We start from the raw sequence: 24100 nt of genomic DNA on the forward strand, positions 1-24100 counted from the left end.
TGCTCGGTTTTCCGGGCAGGCGCCGAAAGCCGGCGGTTCGACGGGCAAAAGGATTCTGGTAACGAAATCAGGGATAAAGATGAGTTTTTTTGTCTTGATTTAACCGGATAGCTTTCCGAATTCTAACCTATTGCACTTGCAGGCATTTTACGGAATCGGTAGCCCTTCTCTCTGAAGGTCCGGAATGTGCTTTGCGTGGCCGACGCAGGCTTTCGTCATGCGACTGGGAACAGGGTGCTGATGTCTAACTCCTCCTCTCCGCTCGGTTGGGATGCCCTCAATAGCAACGATTTGCTCAATCGTGCCATGGAGGCTCACTATGCCGACATGACGAGGGCCGTGCGGCGCAAGGGGCATCCGCTTTCCACCGCCAGGGATGTCGTCCACGACCTTTATATCAAGCTGGCGGCCCAGCCCGATGTCCTGCGCAAAAAGCGCTCCATCAAGGCCTTCCTTTGCCGCTCCGCCATCAATCTGGGTATCGACCGGTTGCGGCGTGAAAACAGGGAAGCGCACCTTTTCTCCGGCACGGAAAAGGAAGCGCTGGCCGTTGCCAGCGCTGGGCCCGCACCCGATCTGGCGCTTGAGATCGAGGCGCGCATCGCCATTCTCCGCGAGGCCATTGCGGAACTGCCGGAGCGGCGCCGGATGGTATTCATCCTTCACCGGCTGAACCATCTTTCGCCGGACGAAATTTCCATAAAACTCAAGATTTCCCGCAACATGGTCGACCGACACCTGCGCCGGGCGTTCGCGCATTGCCTCGACCGTCTTCTTCGGATCGAGTAAGAGTCCCGAACGGGCGATGCCAATCGTCTACAAGGCAGGACCGAGGCTCCGGGAGAAGTCGATGCGGGGCAACCGTGCCAATCAAATCCAGCGAAAGCGCAACAGGGAAGCGACGGACTGGCTTCTGCGCAACCGTGATCCTGCGCAAACTGCGGAAGAGAAGGCGCATTTCGAAGATTGGTTGAGCGATCCGGAAAACTGTAGAACGTACCGGATCGCCGAGACGCTGATGGGTGACGCCCGTTCGGCCATCCAATCCGATCCGGTGCTGCGCAACATCAGGACCGAGCCACGCAGTCGCGCCAAGCCGGTTCTGTCTGCCATTGTGCTTCTGGCCTGCGCCACGGCGACGTTTCTCGCCCTCGACGGCCCCATGCGCCTCAAGGCCGATGCCCTCTCGGGCGTAGGCGAAATGCCGGTTCTCACACTGGAAGACGGTTCCGTCGTGCAGATGAATGCGTCGTCTGCGATCGCCGTCGATTTCGATGAAGAGCGCCGCACGATCCGCCTGCTGCGCGGACAGGCCTTCTTCCGGGTTGCCTCCGTCCCCGAACGGCCCTTCACCGTCGAGGCCGGGGACACGCGGGTGACGGCGCTCGGCACCGCATTCGATGTTCGTTATGGCGCTCTCGACACGGAGGTAACGGTCACCGAGCACACCGTTCTGCTCGAGCCGGGGGGCGCAGGTTCGTCGTCCATGCGCGTCTCGCAGGGCGAGCAGGCGAGCTATGACCGGGCCAGCGGAAAGACGGATGTCCAGCCAGTCGACGGCATCGTGGCGCTTGCCTGGCAGCGCGGCCAGCTCGCCGTGGAAAACGCGCCGCTGTCCTATGTCATCGAGGAGGTCGGCCGTCATTTCTCCGGCCGGATCGTTCTTGCCGGCAGCGGGCTCGCCAATCGCCGGGTGAGCGGCACCATCACCGTTTCGGACACCACTGCCGCTCTTTCCTTCATCCGTCAGGCGCTCGGTGTGAAGGTGACACGGATCGGCCCGCTGATCGTCATCCGCTAATGCCGATCAAGGCAGCAGGCCTTTGCGAGGGCGCAGCAACCAATGACAGGAGCAATCGCATGATCGAAACGACCGCGTTGGTGAAGACCGAATTCGCGGCCAAGTATCTGGTCCAGATGTGCAAGCACTTCGCCCACAAGGTGGACGTCGAATATACGGATACCCATGGCGAATGCCGTTTTGACGGTGGTATCGCCACCTTTGACGCAAATGCGGAGGGCCTGCGTCTGGTCGTGAAGGCTCAGACCGAGGAGGCCGTCGCATGGGCCCAGGCAGCCATCGAAAGCCATCTGGTGCGCTTCGCCTTCCGAGAAAATCTCGAAGGCCTTGTCTGGCAGCGCTGAGGCATTCGTCACGGAAGCGGCGGAACCATGAGGTTCCAGGAGCAAGATACCTGGTGGAGGCTGTGAATTCGAGGGCCTGACTTCACAGGATATTGCAACGAATTTTCAGTTTTTCTTATATATTTGATTCTTACCATTGGCGGATCAGGGGAGTCCGACAATGAGCAAGGTATTCCGATCTTCCATCGCCTATCAGTATGCGGCGATGACTTTCGCCTTCATTTTCCTCAGCGCTGCCGTCATCGTTGGCGTCATGTACTATAATCTGGGGCGCTATGTGCTTGGGGATGCGGCGAACGACGCCCGGGATGCCACCCGCACCATGGCCGTGCTTTATGATGCCGCCATCGAGAACGCCACGATGGAGCTGAAGGATGGCGCCCTTGCCGCGGTGCGTGGCGAAACGATGCCGGAGCTGGCGAGCCACGATCTCGTCGATCGCACGGCCAGCTCGATTGCCGGCGTGGCGACGATCTTTGCCAAACAGGGCCCTGAATACGTTCGCATCTCCACCAATGTAAAGAAAGAGGATGGAACACGCGCTGTCGGCACGAAACTCGCCGCCGATCATCCCGCGCAGGCCGTGCTTGCCAGAGGCGAGCCCTATTTCGGCCCGGCCAAGCTCTTCGGCCGCGATTTCATGACCGGTTATTTCCCGGTGAAGAATACGGCCGGCGCCAATATCGGACTGCTGTTCATCGGGATTCCGATGGAGGTCTACTTCCAGAAGATCCACGACCTGCAGTTCCACGCCATCGTTGCCGGTGTCGTTTCCATGCTGCTCTTCGGCTGTCTTGCCTATTTCGCCGTACGTCGGGCGACGAAGCCGCTGCGTTCCCTGATCGGCGCCGTCGGCGCCATCGCGGAAGGGCGTTTGGACACGGACATCCCCTGCCGGGCGAAGGCCAACGAATTCGGCCAGATCGCCCGCGCGCTGGAGGTCTTCCGCGAGAATGCGCAGCGGAGAATCGAGATGGAGGGGATTGCGCAACGCCAGAACGAGGAGGCTGCGGCCGAGCGCGAGCTGACGGACGCGGAGAAGCGTGAAACCGACCGGCAGATCGAACTTGCCGTCAACCAGCTTGCGGCCGGCCTCGGCCGCCTTGCACAGGGCAATCTCTCCCAAGCCATCGACGTACCGTTCTCCGGTCGCCTCGAACAGCTTCGCCAGGACTTCAACGCATCCTTGTCGCGGTTGCGAGATACGCTGGGCAGCATCCGGGCGAATGCGACGGCGATCCAGTCGAGCGGCGCCGACATGCGCCGTTCCGCCGACGACCTGTCGCGGCGGACGGAATCGCAGGCCGCCTCCCTCGAGGAAACGGCGGCCGCGGTCGATGAGATCACCGTCACCGTCCGCTCCTCGGCCGAGCGCGCCCAGGAGGCCAACAACCGGGTCGCCGAGACCAAGGCAAGCGCCGACAATTCCAGTGCTGTCGTCACCAGCGCCATCGAGGCGATGGAGCGGATCGAGGACGCGTCGCGCAAGATCGAGCAGATCATCGAGGTGATCGACGACATCGCTTTCCAGACCAACCTGCTCGCGCTCAACGCCGGTATCGAGGCCGCACGGGCCGGAGACGCCGGCAAGGGCTTTGCGGTCGTCGCGCAGGAGGTGCGCGAACTGGCCCAACGTTCGGCGGATGCCGCCAAGGAGATCAAGGGGTTGATCGACAAGTCGACGCAGGAGGTCAGCACGGGGGCACGTCTCGTGCAGGAAACCGGGGCGGTTCTCGCTTCGATCAGCCGGCAGATCGTCGGGATCAGCGATCATGTCGCGCTGATCGCGACCGCGAGCCGCGATCAGTCGGCGGCGCTGCAGGAGGTCAACAGTTCCGTCAATCAGATGGACCAGATGACCCAGCAGAATGCCTCCATGGTGGAACTGACGACGAGCGCCAGCCGGCATCTTGCAGGCCAGGCCGACGAGCTCATGGCGCTCATCGCCCAGTTCCGCTTCCAGGCGGAGGAACGTGGCTCCGTGGCCCGCGCATCGCGCGCCGCTTGAGCCGGTTCAAGGGTTCGGCTGCGGCTGCGTCCACTGGCAGGCAAGCGTGAGGTCGTGCAGGGACGGCAATGGACGTGACGATGGGGAATGAACGACAGAAACGCTGTCGTGATTACCGGCTTTTCGCCATCGTCTCCCGGCGAAAGGCCGCCGGGCTCTTCGCCGTCCATTTCCGGAAGGCGCGGTGGAACGCGCTGGGTTCTGAAAAGCCGAGGCGCGTGGCGATCTCGCCGACACCCAGCGTCGTCGTCTGCAGCATCTCGATGGCGAGGTCGCGGCGGATTTCGTCGCGGATGGTCGCGTAGTTCTGGCCTTCCGCATGCAGGCGATGCCTCAGGGTGGAGGGCGACATGCGCATCTGCGCGGCGAGGTCGTCGAAGGCGCTCCACGAGGCGGGGGGAACCTGCCGCAGGCGCTTGCGGACGCTGGCGGCAAGGCCGGCATCATAACGGTAGCGCACGAGGATGTTGGCGGGTGCGTTGCGCAGGAATTGCTTGAGCGCCTGCTCGCTGCGCGCGACGGGCAGTTTCAGCACCGAAGCATCGAAGGCGAGGCGGCTGACCGGCTGCAGGAAGCGCACGGGCGCGCCGAAGAAATGCCTGTAGTCTGCGCCGTGGTCCGGCTCGGCGCAGCGGAAATCGACCATGCGCAGCGGAATGCGCCGCCCGACGAGCCAGCAGGTGATGCCGTGCAGGAGGATCCAGTAGGTCCGGTAGGCGAAGGCGGAGCGGGCCTCCGCCAGGTCCTTGAGCACGATCTTGGCCAGCCCGTCGGAAATTTCGAGATGCCCTTGCGGGTCCCCCAGCATGACGTTGAGGAAGCGCAACGCGCGCCGCAGCGCCTGGTCGAGGGTCCTGGCATGCAGGATGCAATGGCAGAGCAGCGTGAAGCTGCCGCTGTGCATCGGCCTGCCGCCCATGCCGAAGAACTCGTCGTCCATCTCGGCCGCGATCGCCAGCCACAGGGCGCCGTAGCTTTCGGCGGAGATCGGCGCGTCGATCCGGCCGGGCAGGCCGACGGCCGCCAACACTGGCCCGGGCGCTTTTCCCTGTCGTATCAGGCAGTCTATCGCCTCTTCCACGAAGAAGGGTGATATCATCCGCCGTCCGGTTTCCGTCATCGTCATGCCCTGCGGGATGTGGTAAAACTGGCCGAAAGTTCGAGACGCTTTGGTCATCGCATGCAATACCGCGCCATCGTAGAGTGAGGCAAGACAGTCCCTGGCGGGGAATGCGCTTGGCGCCGGCCTTACGGAAATCGAATGCGCTGGAGGAGAGCAGCCATGTTGATCAGCGGAAAGACCTTTGTCGTCACCGGTGGCGGTTCGGGTCTTGGCGCGGCCGTGGCGCGCATGCTGGCGGGCGAGGGCGCGCATGTCGTGATCGCTGACGTCAATGCCGAGGCCGGTGCTGCTATCGCCCACGAACTTGGAACCGCCGCAGCCTCCATCCGGACGGACGTGACGCAGGAGAAGGACGGTCAGGCCGCCATAGATCTCGCGCTGGAGCGTTTCGGCCATCTGCACGGGCTGGTCAATTGCGCGGGCGTCGCGCCCGGCGAGAAGGTGATCGGCCGCGACGGGCCGCACCGGCTCGACAGCTTTGCCCGCACCGTCGGCATCAATCTCATCGGCACGTTCAACATGATCCGGCTCGCCGCCGCCGCCATCGCGCGACAGGAGCCGGAGGCGGACGGCGAGCGCGGCGTCATCGTCAACACGGCCTCGGTCGCCGCCTTCGACGGGCAGGTCGGGCAGGCGGCCTATGCGGCCTCCAAGGGCGGCGTTGCGGCCATGACCTTGCCGATCGCCCGGGAGCTTGCCCGCTCCGGCATTCGGGTGGTCTCCGTCGCGCCGGGCATCTTCGAGACGCCGATGATGGCCGGCATGCCGCAGGAGGTGCAGGATTCGCTGGGGCGCAGCGTGCCCTTTCCGCCGCGCCTCGGCAAGCCGGTGGAATTTGCGGCCTTGGTGCGCCACATCTTGGAGAACGTCATGCTGAATGGCGAGGTCGTCCGCCTCGACGGCGCGCTGCGCATGGCGCCGCGCTGAAGTTCGTTTCGGGAGGTTTATGATGTTGCAGGATCCCATCGTCATCGTCGGCTCGGCCCGTACCCCGATGGGCGGCTTCCAGGGCGATCTCAAGGATGCCACCGCGCCGCAACTCGGCGCGGCCGCGATCCGTGCGGCGCTCGAGCGCAGTGGTGTCAGCCCCGAGGCCGTCGAGGAGACGGTGTTCGGCTGCGTGCTGCCGGCCGGCCAGGGGCAGGCGCCCGCCCGGCAGGCGGCTATCGGCGCGGGCCTGCCGTTTGCCGCCGGGGCCACCACCGTCAACAAGATGTGCGGCTCGGGCATGAAGGCCGTCATGCTGGCGCACGACCTCATCGCCGCCGGCAGCGCCTCGGTCGCCGTCGCCGGCGGCATGGAGAGCATGACCAATGCGCCTTACCTGCTCGACCGGGCGCGCGGCGGCTACCGGCTCGGCCATGGCCGGGTCATCGACCACATGTTCCTCGACGGGCTGGAAGACGCCTATGACAAGGGCCGCCTGATGGGCACCTTTGCCGAGGATTGCGCCGAGGCCTACCAGTTCACCCGCCCCGCCCAGGACGATTACGCCGTCACCTCGCTCACCCGCGCCCGAAATGCCATCGAGAGCGGCGCCTTCGACGCCGAGATCGTTCCGGTGACCGTGAAGGCAGGACGGTCGGAAACGGTCGTCGGCCGCGACGAGCAGCCCGGCAAGGCGAAACTTGAAAAGATACCGACGCTGAAGCCGGCTTTCCGCGAGGGCGGTACGGTGACGGCGGCGAATGCTTCCTCCATCTCGGACGGCGCGGCGGCGCTGGTGCTGATGCGGCGCTCGCAGGCGGAACGCGAGGGCATCCAGCCGCTCGCCACCATCGTCGGCCATGCCACGCATGCGCAGGCGCCCAATCTCTTCGCGACCGCGCCGATCGGCGCACTTCGGAAACTCGGCGAACGCACCGGCTGGAAGCTCGGCGATGTCGATCTGTTCGAGGTCAACGAGGCCTTCGCCGTCGTCGCCATGGCGGCGATGCACGACCTCGACCTGCCGCACGACAAGGTGAATGTCCACGGCGGCGCCTGCGCGCTCGGCCACCCCATCGGCGCTTCCGGCGCGCGCGTGCTCGTCACATTGCTTTCCGCGCTGGAGCGCTACGGCATGCGGCGCGGCATGGCGACGCTCTGCATCGGCGGCGGCGAGGCGACGGCGGTGGCCATCGAGCGGCACTGACGGTTTCGGGGAGGAGACCGGACATGATCCTGACGGAACAGCAGACCCAGATCCGCGACATGGCGCGCGATTTTGCCCGCGAGCGGCTGGCGCCGGGCGCGGCCGAGCGGGACAAGGAAAGCCGTTTTCCCCGCGAGGAACTGAAGGAAATGGGCGAACTCGGCTTCCTCGGCATGCTGGTGCCGGAAGCCTATGGCGGCTCGGAGACGGGCGCGGTCGCCTATGCCGTGGCGCTCGAAGAAATCGCCGCGGGTGACGGCCCCTGCTCGACCATCATGAGCGTGCACAGCTCCGTCGGCTGCGTGCCCATCCTGAAATACGGCACGGAGGAGCAGAAAGAACGCTTCCTGCCGAAATTGGCTTCCGGCGAATGGATCGGCGGCTTTGCCCTGACCGAGCCGCAGGCCGGCTCCGACGCCTCGAACCTGAAATCCCGCGCCCGCCGCGACGGCGATCACTACGTCATCGACGGTGCCAAGCAGTTCATCACCTCGGGCAAGAACGGCAACCTCATCATCGTTTTCGCCGTCACCGATCCCGATGCCGGCAAGAAGGGCATTTCCGCCTTCCTCGTGCCGACCGATACGCCCGGCTACGAGGTCGTGCGCGTCGAGGAGAAGCTGGGCCTGCATTCCTCCGACACCTGCCAGATCGCCTTTTCCGCCATGCGCATCCCGGTGGAGAACAGGCTCGGCGGAGAGGGCGAGGGCTACCGCATCGCGCTCTCCAACCTCGAAGGCGGGCGCATCGGCATTGCATCGCAGTCCGTCGGCATGGCGCGGGCGGCTTTCGAGGCGGCGCGCGACTATGCCCGCGAACGCACGGCCTTCGGCGCGCCGATCATCGAGCATCAGGCCGTCGCCTTCCGCCTCGCCGACATGGCGACGCGGATCGAGGTGGCGCGCCAGATGGTGCTGCACGCCGCTGAGTTGAAGGAGGAGGGCCTGCCCTGCCTCACGGAAGCCTCGATGGCAAAGCTGTTCGCGTCGGAAATGGCGGAGAAGGTCTGTTCCGACGCGATCCAGATCCATGGCGGCTACGGCTACATGGCGGATTACCCGGTCGAGCGCATCTACCGCGATGTCCGCATCTGCCAGATCTACGAGGGAACGAGCGACGTCCAGCGCATCGTCATTGCGCGCAATCTATAGTGTTTGGGCTATGCCCGTCGCGGGGAGAGCGGTGGGCGTGGCCGATAGGGAGGTATGACAGGGCATGACCGAGGTTCCGCATCTGAGCCTGCACGTCCCCGAGCCGGCAGTCCGGCCCGGCGGCGAGCCGGATTTCTCCAACGTCAAGATCGCCAAGGCCGGGTCGGTGCCGCGTCCGCCGGTCGACGCGGCGCCGGAGGATATCCGCGATCTCGCCTATTCCATCATCCGCGTGCTCAACCGCGACGGCGAGGCGGTCGGTCCCTGGGCCGGGCTGCTTTCCGACGAGGAGCTGCTGACGGGCCTGCGCAGCATGATGAAGCTGCGCGCCTTCGACGCCCGCATGCTGATGGCGCAGCGGCAGGGGAAAACCTCCTTCTACATGCAGCATCTCGGGGAGGAGGCGGTCGCCTCCGCCTTCCGCAAGGCGCTGCAAAAGGGCGACATGAACTTCCCGACCTACCGGCAGGCGGGCCTCCTCATCGCCGACGATTACCCGATGGTCGAGATGATGAACCAGATCTACTCGAACGAGGCGGACCCGCTGCGCGGCCGGCAATTGCCGATCATGTATTCCTCCAAGGCGCATGGTTTCTTCACCATCTCCGGCAACCTCGCCACGCAATATGTGCAGGCCGTCGGATGGGCCATGGCGTCGGCCATCAAGAAGGACACGAAGATCGCGGCCGCCTGGATCGGCGACGGCTCGACGGCCGAATCCGATTTCCACTCCGCCCTCGTCTTTGCCTCCACCTACAAGGCCCCGGTCATCCTCAACATCGTCAACAACCAGTGGGCTATCTCGACCTTCCAGGGCATCGCCCGCGGCGGCTCCGGCACGTTTGCCGCCCGCGGCCTCGGCTTCGGCATCCCGGCGCTGCGCGTCGACGGCAACGATTACCTCGCCGTCTACGCCGTCGCGAAGTGGGCGGCCGAGCGGGCGCGGCGCAATCTCGGCCCGACGCTGATCGAATATGTCACCTACCGCGTCGGCGCCCATTCCACCTCGGACGATCCGAGCGCCTACCGCCCGAAGACCGAATCGGAAGCCTGGCCGCTCGGCGATCCCGTGCTCCGGCTGAAGAAGCATCTGATCGTGCGCGGCGTCTGGTCGGAGGAGCGCCATACGCAGGCGGAGGCGGAAATCCTCGACGAGGTGATTCAGGCGCAGAAGCAGGCCGAGAGCCACGGCACGCTGCATGCCGGCGGAAAACCCTCGGTGCGCGACATCTTCGAGGGCGTCTATGCGGAAATGCCCGCCCATATCCGCCGCCAGCGGCAGAAGGCAGGATACTGACATGGCAAGAATGACGATGATCGAGGCCGTGCGCAGCGCCATGGACGTCTCGATGGGGCGCGACGAGGATGTGGTCGTGTTCGGCGAGGATGTCGGCTATTTCGGCGGCGTTTTCCGCGCGACGCAAGGGTTGCAGGCGAAATACGGCAAGACGCGCTGCTTCGACGCGCCGATCAACGAATCCGGCATTCTCGGCACCGCCATCGGCATGGCGGCCCATGGCCTGAAGCCCTGTGTCGAGATCCAGTTCGCCGATTACATGTATCCCGCCTACGACCAGATCACCCAGGAGGCGGCGCGCATCCGCTATCGCTCCAACGGCGATTTCACCTGCCCCATCGTCGTGCGCATGCCGACCGGCGGCGGCATTTTCGGCGGGCAGACGCACAGCCAGAGCCCGGAGGCGCTGTTCACCCATGTCTGCGGGCTGAAGGTGGTGGTCCCTTCCAATCCCTATGACGCCAAGGGCCTCCTGATCGCCGCCATCGAGGACCCGGACCCGGTGATGTTCCTCGAACCGAAGCGCCTCTACAACGGCCCCTTCGACGGCCATCACGAAAAGCCTGTCACGCCCTGGTCGAGGCACGACCTCGGCGAGGTGCCCGAGGGGCATTACACCATCCCCATCGGCAAGGCCGAGATCCGCCGGTCGGGCGGCGCCGTCACTGTCGTCGCCTATGGCACGATGGTGCATGTGGCGCTCGCCGCGGCCGAGGAGACGGGGATCGACGCCGAGGTGATCGACCTGCGCAGCCTCCTGCCGCTCGATCTCGACACCATCGTGCAATCGGTGAAGAAGACCGGCCGCTGTGTCGTCGTGCACGAGGCGACGCTGACCTCCGGCTTCGGCGCGGAGGTCGTGTCGCTGGTTCAGGAGCACTGCTTCTACAGCCTGGAGGCGCCGGTGGTGCGCGTCACGGGCTGGGACACGCCCTATCCGCACGCGCAGGAATGGGACTATTTCCCGGGACCGGCCCGCGTCGGCAGGGCACTGAAAGAAGTGATGGAGGGCTGAGGGATGGGCGAGTTCGTCATCAAGATGCCCGATGTGGGCGAGGGGGTGGCCGAGGCCGAGCTGGTCGAATGGCATGTCAAGCCGGGCGATCCGGTGCGCGAGGACATGGTCCTCGCCGCCGTGATGACCGACAAGGCGACGGTGGAAATCCCCTCGCCGGTCAACGGCACCGTGCTCTGGCTCGGCGCCGAGATCGGCGACACGGTGGCTGTGAAAGCGCCATTGCTGCGCATCGCCGTCGACGGGGAGGGCGAAAGTGAGAGCGTGGCGGAAAGCGTGAAGGAGGAGGAGCGGCAGCCTCTCCCTTCTCCCCACCGGGGAGAAGGTGCCCGAAGGGCGGATGAGGGGGTGTCTCTACCCTCTCCGAATGAGCCGTCTGCACCGAAGGAGCCATCCCCCTCATCCGACCCTTCGGGCCACCTTCTCCCCGCTGGGGAGAAGGGGAAAGCCTCGACGGCAGAGACAAGACCGCTCGCTTCGCCCGCCGTGCGGCTGCGTGCGCAGGAGGCCGGCGTCGACCTCAGGCAGGTGTCGGGCACCGGCCCCGCCGGCCGCATCACCCATGACGATCTCGACCAGTTTGTCGCGCGCGGCGCGCAGCCCGTCGCCGTTGCGGCCGGCCTTGCTCGCAAGACCGGCACGCAGGAGATCAAGGTCACGGGCCTGCGCCGCCGGATCGCGGAGAAGATGCGTCTCGCCAGCGCCCGCATCCCCCACATCACCTATGTCGAGGAGGTGGACGTCACCGACCTCGAAGACCTGCGCGCGACGATGAACGCCGGCCGCAAGCCCGACCAGCCGAAGCTGACCATCCTGCCCTTCCTGATGCGGGCGCTGGTCAAGACGCTGGGCGAGCAGCCCGGCGTCAACGCCACCTTCGACGACGATGCCGGTATCATCACCCGCCACAGCGCCGTCCATATCGGCATCGCCACGCAGACGCCGGCCGGCCTGACGGTGCCGGTCGTGCGCCACGCCGAGGCGCGGTCGATCTGGGACAGCGCCGCCGAGCTGACGCGCCTTGCCGACGCCGCCCGCAACGGCACCGCCGCGCGCGAGGAGCTTTCCGGCTCCACCATCACCATCACCTCGCTCGGCGCGCTCGGCGGCATCGTCACGACGCCGATCATCAATCATCCGGAAGTGGCGATCGTCGGCGTCAACAAGATCGTGACGCGGCCGGTCTGGGACGGCAGCCAGTTCATCCCGCGCAAGATGATGAACCTGTCGTCGAGCTTCGACCACCGGATCGTCGACGGCTGGGATGCGGCGGTTTTCGTCCAGCGCATCAAGGCTTTGCTCGAAACCCCCGCCCTGATCTTCATCGAAGGCTGATGACATGAAAGAGATCGTCTGCAAGCTCCTCGTCATCGGCGCCGGCCCGGGCGGGTACATATGCGCCATCCGCGCCGGCCAACTCGGCGTCGATACGGTGATCGTCGAGAAGGCGAAGGCCGGCGGCACCTGCCTCAATGTCGGCTGCATTCCCTCCAAGGCGCTGATCCATGCGGCGGAGGAGTTCGACACGGTGCGCCACATGACAGGTCCCAACACGCTCGGCATCACGGTCGAGGCGCCGAAGCTGGACCTTGCCCAGACCGTGCGTTGGAAGGATGGCATCGTCGGCCGGCTGAACAGCGGCGTGCTCGGCCTCTTGCGCAAGGCCAAGGTGAAGATCGTGCACGGCGAGGCGCGGTTCCGCGACGGCAAGACCGTCGAGGTGGAGACCGAGACGGGTACCCAGCTCATCCGAGCTGAGACGGTGGTGATCGCCACCGGCTCGGAGCCGGTAGAGCTGCCGGCGCTGCCCTTCGGCGGCGCGATCCTCTCCTCCACCGAGGCGCTGTCGCTGCAAAGCGTGCCGCAGAGGCTCGCCGTGGTGGGCGGCGGCTATATCGGCCTCGAACTCGGCACCGCCTTCGCCAAGCTGGGCGCGGAGGTGATCGTGGTCGAGGCGATGCCGCAAATCCTGCCACAATACGATGCCGAACTGGTAAAACCGGTGGCAAAGCGCCTCGCCGACCTCGGCGTCAGCGTGCTGACCGGCGTCAAGGCGAAGGGCTATTCCGGCGAGGCGCTGACGGTCGAGACCGCGTCCGGCGCGGAAAAGCGCATTGCTGCGGACAAGGTGCTCGTCACCGTCGGCCGCAGGCCGCGCACCGAGGGCTGGGGCCTCGAAGACCTCGATCTCGACCGCGCCGGCCGCTTCATCCGCATCGACGAGCGCTGCCGCACCTCCATGCGCGGCGTCTACGCCATCGGCGACGTCACCGGCGAGCCGATGCTGGCGCACCGCGCCATGGCGCAGGGCGAGATGGTGGCGGAGATCGTCGCCGGCCGCAAGCGCGCCTGGGACAAGCGCGCCATCCCCGCCGTCTGCTTCACCGATCCCGAGATCGTCACCGCCGGGCTCTCGCCCGACGAGGCCCGCGCCCAGGGCTACGAGATCCGCGTCGGCCTCTTCCCCTTCAACGCCAACGGCCGCGCCATGACCACCCAGTCCGAGGACGGTTTCGTGCGCGCCGTGGCGCGGGCGGATACCAACCTCGTGCTCGGCCTTCAGGCGGTCGGTGCCGGCGTCTCGGAGCTTTCCAGCGCCTTCTCGCTGGCGCTCGAAATGGGCGCGCGGCTGGAGGACATCGCCGGCACCATCCACGCCCACCCGACCCGCAGCGAAGGCTTGCAGGAAGCCGCCTTGAAAGCTCTTGGCCATGCCCTCCACATCTGATCCGCAAACCCTGATCGAACGCACCGGCACGCTCGGCCGCATCCGGCTCAACCGGCCGAAGGCGCTCAACAGCCTGACCCTTCCGATGGTCCGCGACATTGAAAGGGCGCTGGACGCCTTCGAGGCCGATCCCGGGATCGGTGCCGTGCTCATCACCGGCGAGGGCGAGCGTGGGCTGTGCGCGGGCGGCGACATCCGCATGATCTACGACGGCGGCAGAGCAGGCTCGCAGGAGCCCGTCGATTTCTGGCGCGAGGAATATCACCTGAACGCGCACCTGAACCGGCTGGAAAAACCCTTCGTCGCCTTCATGGACGGCATCGTCATGGGCGGCGGCGGCGGCGTTTCCGTCTATGCCAGCCACCGCATCGTCACCGAGCGGACGCGCTTCGCCATGCCCGAGACGGGCATCGGTTTCTTCCCGGATGTCGGCGCGTCGTGGTTCCTGACGCGCCGTCGGGACGAACTCGGCACCTATGCCGGGCTGACCGGCGAACCGCTTGCGGCCGCCGACACCATCGCCTTCGGCCTTGCGGACAGCTATGTCCCTTCGGATCGGCTGCCCGACTTGGCGGAAAATCTGTCCCGCCTGCCGGCTTCTGCCACGCGGGCGGCGGTCTCGGCGACAGTTTCCGCCTCTGCCGATGCGCCACCACCGGCACAGGTGGCGCGACAGCACGCATCGATCGACCGTCTCTTCGCCTTCGACACTATCGAGGAAATTCTGGACGCGCTTGCAAAGGATGGGTCGGATTTTGCCGAAAGAACGCTCAGTGTTCTACAAACGAAATCGCCGCTCAGCCTGAAGGTGACCTTGCGCCTGCTGCGCCTCGGGCGGCAGGAAACGTCGCTTGAAGCGTGCCTGGAACGGGAGTTCGCCGCCACGGCGGCCGTGCTTCGCAGCCATGATTTCTACGAGGGCGTGCGGGCCGCGGTCGTCGACAAGGACCGCAATCCGCAATGGCGTCCGGCGCGACTGGGCGACGTCACCCCCGCGGATGTCGCCGCCTTCTTCGCGCCTTCGGAAGAGCCGCTCTTTGCCGGGGTAGAGGGAAAGGAGACATGAGATGAGTACCATCGCCTTCGTCGGCCTCGGCCATATGGGCGGCCCCATGGCCGCAAACCTCGTGAAGGCCGGTTATGCGGTCCGCGGTTTCGACCTGTCGGCCGACTCGCTCGATCTTGCAGGAAACAATGGCGTGACGACGGTTGCCTCGATCGATGAGGCAGTCTCCGGCGCCGACCTCGTCATCACCATGCTGCCGGCCGGCAAGCATGTGCTTGCGGTCTGGCAGGAACTGGTGTCCGTCGTGCCCCCCGGCACGCTGCTCATCGACTGCTCCACCATCGACATGGACAGCGCCCGCAAGGCCCATGCGCTGGCCGAGGCGCATGGCAGTCCCGCGCTCGATGCGCCCGTCTCCGGCGGTACGGGCGGGGCGGCGGCCGGCACGCTCACCTTCATGGTGGGCGGCGATGCCGCGGTCTTTGCCGGCGCGAAGGCGGTGTTCGAGGCGATGGGCAAGCGGATCATCCATTGCGGCGACGCCTCCGCCGGCCAGGCGGCGAAGATCTGCAACAACATGATCCTCGGCATCAGTATGATCGCCGTGGGCGAGGCCTTCGTGCTCGGCGAACGGCTCGGCCTCACGCATCAGGCGCTGTTCGACGTCGCCTCCGTCTCCTCCGGCCAATGCTGGTCGCTGACCACCTATTGCCCGGTGCCGGGGCCTGTCCCGACCTCGCCGGCCAATCGAGAGTATGAGCCCGGCTTCGCCGCGGCGCTGATGCTGAAGGACCTGATGCTCTCGCAGGCGGCAGCGAAGGATACCGGCGCGGCGACGCCGCTCGGCGCAAAGGCCGCGGCGCTCTACCAGCGCTTCGCGGACGAGGGTTTTGGCGACAAGGACTTTTCCGCCATCATCACCATGTTGCGGGACAAGGCAGGCGCCGAATAGCCGGCGAGGGAGGAACTGCGATGGAACACCCGATCATCGTCGAGCGGCAGGGCCGCGTCGTCATCGTCACGCTGAACCGGCCGGCGGCGCGCAACGCGCTGAATTCCGAGGTTATGCTCGCCCTGGCCGATGATCTCGCCCCACTTGATCGCGACCCCGGCGTCGGCTGCTTCATCATCCGCGGCTCGGAAAAGGCCTTCGCGGCCGGCGCGGACATCAAGGAGATGGCGGACAAGACCTTTGCCGAGATGTATGGCGAAGACTTCTTCGCCGCGTGGGAGCGTTTCGCCGCGTTGCGCACGCCGAAAATCGCCGCGGTTTCCGGCTATGCGCTCGGCGGTGGCTGCGAGCTTGCCATGATGTGCGACATGATCTTTGCCGCCGACACGGCCATGTTCGGCCAGCCCGAGATCAAGCTCGGCGTGATCCCCGGCATGGGCGGCACCCAGCGGCTGACCAGGCTCGTCGGCAAGACCAAGGCGATGGACCTCATCCTCACCGGCCGGATGATGGACGCTGCGGAAGCGGAACGCTGCGGCCTCGTTTCCCGCGTGATCGCGGCCGACAGGCTGATGGAGGAGACGCTTGCCGCCGCCGAAACGATCGCCGGCTACGGAAAGACGGCCGCGATGGCCGCCCGCGAGGCCGTGGACCGCGCGCTCGAACTGGGCCTACGCGAAGGCATTGTCTTCGAGCGGCGTCTGTTCCACGCCCTGTTCGCAACGGCGGACCAGAAGGAAGGCATGGCCGCCTTCATCGAGAAACGGAAGCCGGACTTCACCGGGCAATAAGTGGATCGACGCCGGCCTCGGCACATGCCCGGGTCGCCATGTCTTCTTCTGTCTCGAATGGCGGGTGGAGCGCGTCATGTCGCGCCCCGCTTCGTCCACATGCCGCGGCGGGGCGCCCTGTGCGGGAAAACCAACTGCGCCGCGCAGTTGCGTCCTTATTTCCAGCTTCGATAGTCTGCAGCCGTGCATCCAAAGGGCGCCGGGCCGTCGGCGAAGCGCTTTTGCAGCTGGTCGCAGCCCCATCGGTTGAGGGCCTCGGGCATCAGGTCGTTGATGTCCATTCCCGGGGAATTGAACTGCGAGGATGCGCTGGTCACGTACCAGAGCCAATAGCCGAAAATGCCGGCGGCGATGAGCAGGACGACAAGGAGGAACAGACCCAGCCTTCGCGCCAGCGACAGCCCCGTCTTCACCGGAACAGAAGACGACGCCGCTGCCGGCCGGCCGGCTGGCGTTGCCGCATAGAGCGGCGCAAGGGCGTCCTCCCGCTCCCGATCCGACATCTCGATCCGCTCCAGCCGGTCATCCAGCAGAACGGGCAGGGACGTATTGCCGTGCCAGACGGCCAGCGCGACCGCATTGCTGCCGGCATCCCCGATGATGATCGGCTCCTGTCCGGCTTCGAAACGGGTGAAGGCAACGCGCTTGGTCTTCCGTTCGCTCAGCCTGTCCGCATAGGTGACCGCGAGGCGATTGCGTTTCTTGTCCATGCCGGTGATCTCGACCGGGACGGGGGTGAGGGGCGCGGGATGCCGCAACCGGCCGCGAACGCGAAGGATGCGCAAGGCAAGGAAGATCATCGCCAGGGACCCGCCGCCGAGCAGAAGGGCAAATGCGGCCAGCGTGATGATCCTGTTCCACAGCATGTCGAGCCCGAGGGTGATCGTGGCGAGATCCGGTCGATCCGCCGAAATCACAAGGCCTGTCTCGTAGCTTCCGGTGTGCATGTCGACGAACATGACCTCGACGTCCTTGTCGTAACGCTGGCCGCCATGTTCGTAGGAGAGATCGACCTCGCAGGTGGTGAAGATGGCTTTGCGCGTCGTGCAGCTGCCTCTGATATCGCCGTTTTCGATGACGAGCGGATTCTGACTGATCTTATAGTCGCGCAGAATGCCCGGCGCCTCCGTCGCCACCATGAAGACGGCGATCGCCAGCAGGATCGGCGTGGCGAAATAGTAGGCGATCGGCGTCGAAATCACCCCGCGCTTCAAGGTGAGGGGACGGGCGGGAAGCTTGATTGTAGGAAATGTCATAATCTGCCTGAAATCACTGCATTTTTTGAGGGGACGAAGAAAGAACGGCACAGGGTGGCCATAAATTCGGTGGGGAGTTGTGCGCAACCTCGCGCCCCGGTGCGGATTCGTGACGCAGATTCAGGATTCTCGCGCACCGCCCCCATTTCCCGCCCGCGTCTTAGGCGGCCAGTTCTTCGACCCTTTTGTCTGCCGTGCGGCGGAAGGGCGGCAGGATCGGCGGCGCAGAGGAAGGTCGCATGATGCTGCGCGAGCGTCGCCCAGCTTGTGTGGGTCAGGATGTCGCGGCTTGCGGCGGGCACAGACTGGGAAAAGCGCATGCCGGCCCTTCGCCATTCCCATCCGGTATCGGTGGCTGCAGCAGGCGCATTCACTGGGGCGGGTGGCAGGCCTCGGCGCATCGCTGATCGCGTCGGGATCGGGCCTTGTCCATCCTGTCCGTCGGTTTCTGTATCGCCGGCCTCAGCGCGCTTCTTTTTTCGGAGCTTGCGGCACGGGGCGAGGCACTGCCGATCGAGGCGCGCCGGTAGGTCCGGATGAGGACGGCCTCGGCACCACGGAGCTGACCTTCGAATGACCGTGAGGGGCGATCGTCCGCCGCGGGGCGCTTGCCAGCCTTGGCCGAGGATGCCGCGCCCCATGCCGCCGATGGGCTTTGCCGCCCGGCTCGTGATTTACCGAACCGGGTGGCCGTATCTATCAGGCTGCGGTGAGCTTCTTCTCGCAGCGCAGCAGCATGCCATAGAGGTCGCGCGGCTCGTCGGGATCGGCGAGCAGGTCGAGTTCCGTGAACATCTGATGCTCGGCAATCTTCTCCCGCACGTAGCGCAGCGCGGAGAAGTCCTCGATGGCGAAGCCGACGCTGTCGAACAGGGTGATCTGGTCGGCGCTCCTGCGGCCCTCGGTCTCGCCGGTCATGACCTGCCAGAGTTCGATGACGGGATGCTCGGCCGGCAGCTGCTGGATTTCGCCCTCGATGCGCGTCTGCGGCGGATATTCGACGAAGATGTCGGAGCGCAGCAGGATATCCTTGCTGAGCTCGGTCTTGCCGGGGCAGTCGCCGCCGACGGCATTGATATGGGCGCCGGGGCCGACGTGGTTGTCCGAAAGGATCGTCGCATATTGCTTGTCGGCGGTGACGGTGGTGATGATGTCTGCACCCTCGACGGCCTCCTCGATCGAGCGGCATTCCTCGATCACGAAGCCGAGGCCGGCAAGGTTCTGGGCGCATTTGCGTGTCGCCGACGCGTCGATATCGAAGAGGCGGAGCCTGTCGATCCCGAGAAGCGACTTGAAGGCGCGCGCCTGGAATTCGCTCTGCGCGCCGTTGCCGATGATGGCCATGGTGCGGGAATTCGGCCGTGCCAGGTATTTGGCCGCCACCGCCGAGGTCGCCGCGGTGCGCAGCGCGGTCAGGATTGTCATCTCGGTGAGCAGCATCGGATAGCCGTTGCCGACATCCGACAGCACGCCGAAGGCCGTCACGGTCTGCCGGCCATCGCGGGTGTTCTTCGGGTGGCCGTTGACATATTTGAAGCCGTAGAGCGTCCCGTCGCTGGTCGGCATCAGTTCGATGACGCCTTCCTTGGAATGGGACGCGACACGCGGGGTCTTGTCGAAGACCGGCCAGCGCCGGAAGTCTTCCTCGATCGTCGCCGCCAGTTCCGTCAGGAACCGGTCGATGCCGACCTTCAGGACCAGCTTCATCATGTGGTCCACGCTGACGAACGGAACCACGTTCAATTTCGGATCAGTGTTCATTTTCCCTCCAACCAGGAACAGCCGGTTCAGCCTGCAAGCGTCGGGCGATCCATCACCCGCTTGCCCATCAGGCTGGCAACAAGATCGACGAGCAGCTTTGCGGTCTTGCCGCGTTCGTCGAGGAACGGATTGAGCTCGACGATGTCGAGGCTCGTCACCAGGTCGCTGTCATGCAGCATTTCCATGATCAGGTGCGCCTCGCGGAACGTCGCGCCGCCCGGCACGGTGGTACCGACGGCCGGCGCGATATCCGGCTCCAGGAAATCGACGTCGAAGCTGACATGCAGGAGGCCGTTTGCGGCCCGGACCCGCTCGATGAAGGTGCGCACGAGGACGCCGACGCCGTGCTCGTCGATCACGCGCATGTCGTGGACCGTTATGCCGGTCTTCCGGATGGCGGCCTGTTCGGCGGGATCGACGCTGCGGATGCCGATCATGCAGACATTTTCCGTGGGCACGGCATGGGCGAGCGCCGGGAAGTAGCCGTCGAAGCCGGCCTGGCCGGTATAGTAGGCGACGGGGGTGCCGTGCAGGTTGCCGCTGGCGGTCGTTTCAAGGCTATGGAAATCCGTATGGGCGTCCAGCCAGAGCACGAAGAGCGGCCGGCCGCGTTCGGCGGCCCGGCGCGCAAGGCCCGGAACGGTGCCGGCGGATATCGCATGGTCACCGCCGAGGAAGATCGGCATGCCGGCCTCGCCGTGCTCGTAGGCCGCGGCCGACAGCGCCTCCACCCAGGCCACCGTCTCGCCGAGATGGTGCACGGCGGCGTTCGGATGCGGCATCTCGTCGAAGGCGCGGGGCGTGAGGTTGCCGATATCCTTCACCGTGTGGCCCAGTTCCTCCAGCGCCGTGCGAAGGCCGGCGATGCGAAGGGCGCTCGGCCCCATCTCGCAGCCAAGCTGCCCTGCACCGATTTGCAAGGGCGCGCCGATCAGCGTGCACTCCATGACTTAACTCCTCATTGTTTTTCCAGATTCTAGAAGCCCCGAACGGCAGATTGAATATTGAATTTTGGCATCTCGGAATGCCATATTGATCATAATGAGAAGCCAGGAAACCAGATTGGCATGGACGAGCTCGACCAGAAGATCGTGACGCTGCTGCGCGGCAACGGGCGCAGGAGCGTTTCGGACCTCGCTTTGGAAACCGGAGCGTCGCGGGCGACCGTGCGTTCCCGCATCGAGCGGATGGAGCAGGACGGCACCATTCTCGGCTACACGGTGATGCTGCGTGCCGATGCCCTCGAAGATGTCGTTCGCGGCGTCATGACGATCGAGATCGAAGGCCATGTGACCGATCGCGTGATCCGTACACTCGGCGGGTTCGCCGAGATTTCACAAATCCACACGACGAACGGCCGGTGGGACCTGCTGGTGGAGCTCAGTGCCTCGAGCCTTGCAGAGTTCGACGCCGTCCTGCGCAAGATCCGCCTCGTGCCGGGCATCACGGGCAGTGAAACGAGCATCCTCCTCTCCACGCCGCGCTCGACAAGGGCGAAACTGTAGCGGCCGGAATCCGCAGGATGGCCGACATGTCACGCTTGCCCGAAATCGACCGACTTCGATCAGTCGGAGGAAACGGCGGCAAACACCGCCCGTTGCGCGTCGAAGGCCCGCTTGTAGGCGGGGCGGTCCTTGCCGCGGGCGATATAGGCGGAAAGGACCGGATAGTCGTCCAATATGCCCGATCCCTCCAGCCTGCGCAGAACGGTGACCATGAGAAGGTCGCCGGCACTGAAGGCGCCGTCGAGCCATTCGGCACCGCCGAGCCGGCGGGAGAGCTCGTCCAGCCGCGGGCGGATACGGCCTTCCAGGATCGGCAGGCGCTCCGCATACCAGGGTTTGTCGCGTTCCGTATAGCCCGGTATTTCGCGGTCGAGGATCGGCGGCTCCACCGTGCTGAGCGCGGCGAACATCCAGGTGATCGCCCGCGCCCGCGCATTGGCATCGTCCGGCAGCAGGCCTGCATGGCGCTCCGCGATGTGGAACACGATACTCCCCGATTCGAACAGGACGAGAGCGCCGTCCTCATAGGTCGGGATCTGCCCGAAGGGATGAAGCGCAAGATGCGCGGGCTCTTTCATGTCCTTGAACGTGAGAAGACGAACCGCGTAAGGCTGGCCCACCTCCTCAAGCGCCCAGCGAACGCGCATGTCACGCGCCAGGCCCCGGCCGCGATCGGGCGATTGGGCAAAGGCGGTTATGGTGATCGTCATGCTGTCCTCCATAGCGTATCTGCTTGAAGACGACCGGCTGGACGGGATTCCGACACATCTGCCCGAGATGTTTTTCGCCGTTCCGGCCAAGAGGCCTGCTGGCGCGGCAAGGCCGGCTGCGCGCCGGCCCCGCGTCTTCCTTACTCCATCGTCTTCAGGAAGGTTTCGGCCGTGGCGCAAAGCACCGCGGCACCCTGCGGCAGGGCGGCCTCGTCGATGCGGAATTGCGGATGGTGCAGGGGATGGATCGCGCCGGCCGCCTCGTTGCGGATGCCCAGGCGGAAATAGACCGATGGACATTTTTCGCTATAGAAGGCGAAGTCGTCGGCAGCGGTCCAGCCGGGCGCCGACAGCACGTTGTCCGGCCCGACGATCGCCCTGCCGGCCTGCCGGACGATCTCGACCATTTCCGGTGCATTGACGACGGGCGGCTCGCCCCGTTGCAGGTCGACCGCGACCGTCGCGCCATGCGTCGCCGCCACCCCTTCCAGGATCTGCCGCAGCCGGCGCCACGCCTTTTGGCGGGTCTCCTCGTGGCCGCTGCGGATGGTGCCCTTCAGCCGGGCCTCGGCGGCGATCACGTTGTAGGCGCCGCCGCCCTCGATGCCCGTGACGGAAATCACCAGGGGATCGTAGGGATCGATCTCGCGCGCGACGATCTTCTGCAGTTCCGTCACCATCGAGCAGGCGACGGCGATGGCGTCGATGCCGTCGGAAGGCCGGGCGGCATGCGCGGAATTTCCGGTCACGACGACGTCGAAGATATCGCAGGCCAGCGTATAGGGGCCGGCGCCGACCGCGATCCTGCCTGTCGGGGTATAGGGATCGACATGGATGCCGATCGCCGCGTCGACGTCGTCGAGAAGGCCTTCCGCGACGACCCGCCGTCCGCCGAGCGGTTCCGCCTCCTCGGCGGGCTGGAAGATCAGCCGCACGGTGCCGCTGAAGGATTGCCTGCGCCTGTCCAGCAGGATGGCGGCGGCGTAGCCCATCGCCGCATGCGCGTCATGGCCGCAGGCATGCATCACGCCCGGCTTCTCTGAGGTGAAGGGCTCGCCCGACATCTCGATGATCGGCAGCGCGTCGATATCGGCGCGGATGACGACCTTGCGGTTGGAGGGGCCGGCCGTGCCGACGATATCGACGGCAAGGCCGAAGCCGGCGACCGGCCGGACCGGGCCGAGCCCCGCCTCCTCCAGCGCCTGCTTCAGATAGGCCTGCGTCTCGCGCTCCGCATTGGAAAGTTCCGGATTGCGGTGGAGGTGGCGGCGGATCTCGATCATCCGGCGCGCGAGGGCCGCGTCCACTGCCGCCGTGTCGGGCTCAGGCCTTGACATGGATGTCCCGGGGGAAGTCGGTCAGCGTCTCGCAGCCGGTTTCGGTGACGAGGATCGTCTCGCTCACCTCGATGCCCCAGCCGTCCATCCACATGCCGAGGATGGAGTGCAGCACGTTGCCGGGCTTCAGGATGGTCGTGTCGCCGGGGCGCAGGCTGATCGTGTGCTCGCCCCAATCCGGCGGATAGGCGACACCGATCGAGTAGCCGATGCGCGATTCCTTCTTGAGGCCATGGCGTTCGATGACCCGCCGCCAGCTCGCTTCCACTGCCTCGGCCGTCACGCCCGGCCTGATGCTGGCGAGGACGGCCTCCATGCCCTCGAGGACGGCCTTGCTCGTGTCGCTCACCTTGGTCGGCATCCTGCCGAGCTGGAGGGTTCGCGCAAGGCCGGCCGTGTAGCGGCGGACGACGCCGGCAAGCTCGAGCGCGACGGTCTCGTTCTCGCCGAAGCGGCGGTCGCTCCACATGACATGCGGCGCGGAGGCATTCTCGCCGGCGAGGATGGTCGGGGGCAGGGCGGTAATGTCGCCGGCAAAGTCCGGCGCGCCGGCAACCTGGGCGGCCTGGATCCGGGCGATCGCGTCGCATTCGCGCACGCCCGGCGCGATGGCGTCATAGGCTGCGCGCACCGCGGCCTCGGCAAGGCGCGAGGCCTTGCGCAAATAATCGACCTCGGCCGGCGACTTGACGCTGCGGATCCAGTTCACCAGTAGGTCGGCGTCGTGGAAGGTGGCGTTCGGCAGGCCCGCGGTCAGGCGGGCATGGGCCTTCGGCGAATAATAATAGGCTTCCAGCTCGATGCCGATATTGCCGCGGCCCCAGCCCTTCCGGCTGATCCAGGCGGCAATCCAGTCCATCGGGTGGCGGTCGGCTCGCTGGACGTGGTCCTCCGGGAAGCCGACGACGTTTTCCGGCTTCATCCAGGCCGTCAGCAGGCCGCCGGCGGCGTCCATGGCGCGGCCGATCCAGACCGGCTCCTCGTCGACGAGCGGCACCAGCACGACCTGGGGCGTATAGAAGGACCAGCCGTCATAGCCGGTGATGTAATGCTGGTTGGCGACATCGTTGACGACGAGGAGATCGAGGTTGCGTCGCGCCATCTCCGCTCGGATGGCCTGGAGCCGGGCTCTGTACTCGGAAAGGGCGAAGGGTAGTTCGATCATGAGAAAGGCATCCTGA

General features: G+C 65.8%; 22 protein-coding genes. 15 read left to right on the plus strand and 7 right to left on the minus strand.

What is annotated here, in order from left to right:
• The first annotated feature begins 240 nt into the window (after positions 1 to 240).
• The 4 genes from MUU56_RS18215 (at position 241) to MUU56_RS18230 (ending at position 4153) form a co-directional block, all read left to right on the plus strand.
• The gene (locus MUU56_RS18215) at positions 241 to 789 is read left to right on the plus strand and encodes an RNA polymerase sigma factor (RefSeq protein WP_244768698.1); all 549 of its coding nucleotides are present in this window, start codon (positions 241 to 243) and stop codon (positions 787 to 789) included.
• 61 nt (positions 790 to 850) lie between these two features.
• Positions 851 to 1801: a FecR family protein gene (locus MUU56_RS18220; protein WP_244768699.1), complete on the plus strand. Its 951-nt coding sequence runs from the start codon at positions 851 to 853 to the stop codon at positions 1799 to 1801.
• Positions 1802 to 1860: 59 nt separating this feature from the next.
• Complete coding sequence (locus MUU56_RS18225) at positions 1861 to 2145, plus strand: DUF2218 domain-containing protein (protein WP_244768700.1); 285 nt, start codon at positions 1861 to 1863, stop codon at positions 2143 to 2145.
• Between the two features lie 160 nt (positions 2146 to 2305).
• On the plus strand, positions 2306 to 4153 hold the full coding sequence (locus MUU56_RS18230; protein WP_244768701.1) for a methyl-accepting chemotaxis protein: 1848 nt from the start codon (positions 2306 to 2308) through the stop codon (positions 4151 to 4153).
• 112 nt (positions 4154 to 4265) lie between these two features.
• Here MUU56_RS18230 and MUU56_RS18235 read toward each other — a convergent pair whose 3' ends face one another.
• Positions 4266 to 5273, minus strand: a complete 1008-nt coding sequence (locus tag MUU56_RS18235; protein ID WP_244768702.1) for an AraC family transcriptional regulator — start codon at positions 5271 to 5273, stop codon at positions 4266 to 4268.
• A gap of 162 nt (positions 5274 to 5435) precedes the next feature.
• Between MUU56_RS18235 and MUU56_RS18240 the strand changes: the two genes are divergently transcribed.
• The 10 genes from MUU56_RS18240 to MUU56_RS18285 all read left to right on the plus strand — a co-directional run bounded on the left by MUU56_RS18240 (position 5436) and on the right by MUU56_RS18285 (position 16350).
• Positions 5436 to 6203, plus strand: coding sequence for a 3-hydroxyacyl-CoA dehydrogenase (locus MUU56_RS18240; RefSeq protein ID WP_244768703.1), 768 nt, complete (start codon positions 5436 to 5438; stop codon positions 6201 to 6203).
• Between the two features lie 19 nt (positions 6204 to 6222).
• On the plus strand, positions 6223 to 7410 hold the full coding sequence (locus tag MUU56_RS18245; protein ID WP_244768704.1) for an acetyl-CoA C-acyltransferase: 1188 nt from the start codon (positions 6223 to 6225) through the stop codon (positions 7408 to 7410).
• A gap of 23 nt (positions 7411 to 7433) precedes the next feature.
• Positions 7434 to 8561, plus strand: a complete 1128-nt coding sequence (locus tag MUU56_RS18250) for an acyl-CoA dehydrogenase family protein (RefSeq protein ID WP_244768705.1) — start codon at positions 7434 to 7436, stop codon at positions 8559 to 8561.
• A gap of 64 nt (positions 8562 to 8625) precedes the next feature.
• Complete coding sequence (locus MUU56_RS18255; protein ID WP_244768706.1) at positions 8626 to 9858, plus strand: 3-methyl-2-oxobutanoate dehydrogenase (2-methylpropanoyl-transferring) subunit alpha; 1233 nt, start codon at positions 8626 to 8628, stop codon at positions 9856 to 9858.
• Position 9859: 1 nt separating this feature from the next.
• Complete coding sequence (locus MUU56_RS18260; RefSeq protein WP_244768707.1) at positions 9860 to 10873, plus strand: alpha-ketoacid dehydrogenase subunit beta; 1014 nt, start codon at positions 9860 to 9862, stop codon at positions 10871 to 10873.
• A 3-nt stretch (positions 10874 to 10876) separates the two neighbouring features.
• A complete protein-coding gene (locus MUU56_RS18265; protein ID WP_244768708.1) occupies positions 10877 to 12208 on the plus strand; it encodes a dihydrolipoamide acetyltransferase family protein in 1332 nt (443 codons plus the stop codon).
• A gap of 4 nt (positions 12209 to 12212) precedes the next feature.
• Positions 12213 to 13601 carry a dihydrolipoyl dehydrogenase gene (lpdA, locus tag MUU56_RS18270; RefSeq protein WP_244768709.1) on the plus strand — a complete coding sequence of 463 codons (1389 nt, stop codon included), beginning with the start codon at positions 12213 to 12215 and terminating at the stop codon, positions 13599 to 13601.
• Positions 13585 to 14667 carry an enoyl-CoA hydratase/isomerase family protein gene (locus tag MUU56_RS18275; protein ID WP_244768710.1) on the plus strand — a complete coding sequence of 361 codons (1083 nt, stop codon included), beginning with the start codon at positions 13585 to 13587 and terminating at the stop codon, positions 14665 to 14667. Before lpdA ends, MUU56_RS18275 begins: the two co-directional genes overlap by 17 nt.
• Before the next feature lies 1 nt (position 14668).
• A complete protein-coding gene (mmsB, locus tag MUU56_RS18280; RefSeq protein WP_244768711.1) occupies positions 14669 to 15559 on the plus strand; it encodes a 3-hydroxyisobutyrate dehydrogenase in 891 nt (296 codons plus the stop codon).
• Between the two features lie 20 nt (positions 15560 to 15579).
• Positions 15580 to 16350 (plus strand): enoyl-CoA hydratase, encoded by a 771-nt coding sequence (locus MUU56_RS18285; RefSeq protein WP_244768712.1) that lies wholly within the window; start codon positions 15580 to 15582, stop codon positions 16348 to 16350.
• Positions 16351 to 16505: 155 nt separating this feature from the next.
• Here MUU56_RS18285 and MUU56_RS18290 read toward each other — a convergent pair whose 3' ends face one another.
• The 3 genes from MUU56_RS18290 to rocF form a co-directional block, all read right to left on the minus strand.
• Positions 16506 to 17606, minus strand: a complete 1101-nt coding sequence (locus tag MUU56_RS18290) for a hypothetical protein (RefSeq protein ID WP_244768713.1) — start codon at positions 17604 to 17606, stop codon at positions 16506 to 16508.
• A gap of 699 nt (positions 17607 to 18305) precedes the next feature.
• Positions 18306 to 19367 (minus strand): ornithine cyclodeaminase, encoded by a 1062-nt coding sequence (locus MUU56_RS18295; protein ID WP_244768714.1) that lies wholly within the window; start codon positions 19365 to 19367, stop codon positions 18306 to 18308.
• Positions 19368 to 19393: 26 nt separating this feature from the next.
• Complete coding sequence (rocF, locus tag MUU56_RS18300; RefSeq protein ID WP_244768715.1) at positions 19394 to 20314, minus strand: arginase; 921 nt, start codon at positions 20312 to 20314, stop codon at positions 19394 to 19396.
• 120 nt (positions 20315 to 20434) lie between these two features.
• Between rocF and MUU56_RS18305 the strand changes: the two genes are divergently transcribed.
• Positions 20435 to 20872 (plus strand): Lrp/AsnC family transcriptional regulator, encoded by a 438-nt coding sequence (locus MUU56_RS18305; protein WP_244768716.1) that lies wholly within the window; start codon positions 20435 to 20437, stop codon positions 20870 to 20872.
• Between the two features lie 59 nt (positions 20873 to 20931).
• Here MUU56_RS18305 and MUU56_RS18310 read toward each other — a convergent pair whose 3' ends face one another.
• From MUU56_RS18310 to MUU56_RS18320, 3 genes are all read right to left on the minus strand, one after another.
• Positions 20932 to 21582, minus strand: a complete 651-nt coding sequence (locus MUU56_RS18310) for a glutathione S-transferase family protein (RefSeq protein WP_244768717.1) — start codon at positions 21580 to 21582, stop codon at positions 20932 to 20934.
• 140 nt (positions 21583 to 21722) lie between these two features.
• On the minus strand, positions 21723 to 22919 hold the full coding sequence (locus MUU56_RS18315; protein ID WP_244768718.1) for a M20 metallopeptidase family protein: 1197 nt from the start codon (positions 22917 to 22919) through the stop codon (positions 21723 to 21725).
• Entirely contained in the window at positions 22906 to 24084 is a 1179-nt protein-coding gene (locus tag MUU56_RS18320) for a M24 family metallopeptidase (protein ID WP_244768719.1), read from the minus strand. The genes MUU56_RS18315 and MUU56_RS18320 overlap by 14 nt, the downstream gene beginning before the upstream one ends.
• Between the last annotated feature and the right edge of the window lie 16 nt (positions 24085 to 24100).

The sequence above is a fragment of the Shinella yambaruensis genome (assembly GCF_022899355.1).
In the GTDB taxonomy this organism is placed as follows: domain Bacteria; phylum Pseudomonadota; class Alphaproteobacteria; order Rhizobiales; family Rhizobiaceae; genus Shinella; species Shinella yambaruensis.

What these genes read in the sequence shown, in the direction of transcription:
- MUU56_RS18255 (WP_244768706.1), top strand. Translation starts at nt 8,626, where the DNA reads ATGACCGAGGTTCCGCATCTGAGCCTGCACGTCCCCGAGCCGGCAGTC.
- rocF (WP_244768715.1), bottom strand. Translation starts at nt 20,314, where the DNA reads ATGGAGTGCACGCTGATCGGCGCGCCCTTGCAAATCGGTGCAGGGCAG.
- MUU56_RS18285 (WP_244768712.1), top strand. Translation starts at nt 15,580, where the DNA reads ATGGAACACCCGATCATCGTCGAGCGGCAGGGCCGCGTCGTCATCGTC.
- MUU56_RS18315 (WP_244768718.1), bottom strand. Translation starts at nt 22,919, where the DNA reads ATGTCAAGGCCTGAGCCCGACACGGCGGCAGTGGACGCGGCCCTCGCG.
- MUU56_RS18230 (WP_244768701.1), top strand. Translation starts at nt 2,306, where the DNA reads ATGAGCAAGGTATTCCGATCTTCCATCGCCTATCAGTATGCGGCGATG.
- MUU56_RS18235 (WP_244768702.1), bottom strand. Translation starts at nt 5,273, where the DNA reads ATGACGGAAACCGGACGGCGGATGATATCACCCTTCTTCGTGGAAGAG.
- MUU56_RS18305 (WP_244768716.1), top strand. Translation starts at nt 20,435, where the DNA reads ATGGACGAGCTCGACCAGAAGATCGTGACGCTGCTGCGCGGCAACGGG.
- MUU56_RS18295 (WP_244768714.1), bottom strand. Translation starts at nt 19,367, where the DNA reads ATGAACACTGATCCGAAATTGAACGTGGTTCCGTTCGTCAGCGTGGAC.
- MUU56_RS18275 (WP_244768710.1), top strand. Translation starts at nt 13,585, where the DNA reads ATGCCCTCCACATCTGATCCGCAAACCCTGATCGAACGCACCGGCACG.
- MUU56_RS18265 (WP_244768708.1), top strand. Translation starts at nt 10,877, where the DNA reads ATGGGCGAGTTCGTCATCAAGATGCCCGATGTGGGCGAGGGGGTGGCC.
- MUU56_RS18215 (WP_244768698.1), top strand. Translation starts at nt 241, where the DNA reads ATGTCTAACTCCTCCTCTCCGCTCGGTTGGGATGCCCTCAATAGCAAC.
- mmsB (WP_244768711.1), top strand. Translation starts at nt 14,669, where the DNA reads ATGAGTACCATCGCCTTCGTCGGCCTCGGCCATATGGGCGGCCCCATG.
- lpdA (WP_244768709.1), top strand. Translation starts at nt 12,213, where the DNA reads ATGAAAGAGATCGTCTGCAAGCTCCTCGTCATCGGCGCCGGCCCGGGC.
- MUU56_RS18250 (WP_244768705.1), top strand. Translation starts at nt 7,434, where the DNA reads ATGATCCTGACGGAACAGCAGACCCAGATCCGCGACATGGCGCGCGAT.
- MUU56_RS18240 (WP_244768703.1), top strand. Translation starts at nt 5,436, where the DNA reads ATGTTGATCAGCGGAAAGACCTTTGTCGTCACCGGTGGCGGTTCGGGT.
- MUU56_RS18245 (WP_244768704.1), top strand. Translation starts at nt 6,223, where the DNA reads ATGATGTTGCAGGATCCCATCGTCATCGTCGGCTCGGCCCGTACCCCG.
- MUU56_RS18260 (WP_244768707.1), top strand. Translation starts at nt 9,860, where the DNA reads ATGGCAAGAATGACGATGATCGAGGCCGTGCGCAGCGCCATGGACGTC.
- MUU56_RS18310 (WP_244768717.1), bottom strand. Translation starts at nt 21,582, where the DNA reads ATGACGATCACCATAACCGCCTTTGCCCAATCGCCCGATCGCGGCCGG.
- MUU56_RS18220 (WP_244768699.1), top strand. Translation starts at nt 851, where the DNA reads ATGCGGGGCAACCGTGCCAATCAAATCCAGCGAAAGCGCAACAGGGAA.
- MUU56_RS18320 (WP_244768719.1), bottom strand. Translation starts at nt 24,084, where the DNA reads ATGATCGAACTACCCTTCGCCCTTTCCGAGTACAGAGCCCGGCTCCAG.
- MUU56_RS18290 (WP_244768713.1), bottom strand. Translation starts at nt 17,606, where the DNA reads ATGACATTTCCTACAATCAAGCTTCCCGCCCGTCCCCTCACCTTGAAG.
- MUU56_RS18225 (WP_244768700.1), top strand. Translation starts at nt 1,861, where the DNA reads ATGATCGAAACGACCGCGTTGGTGAAGACCGAATTCGCGGCCAAGTAT.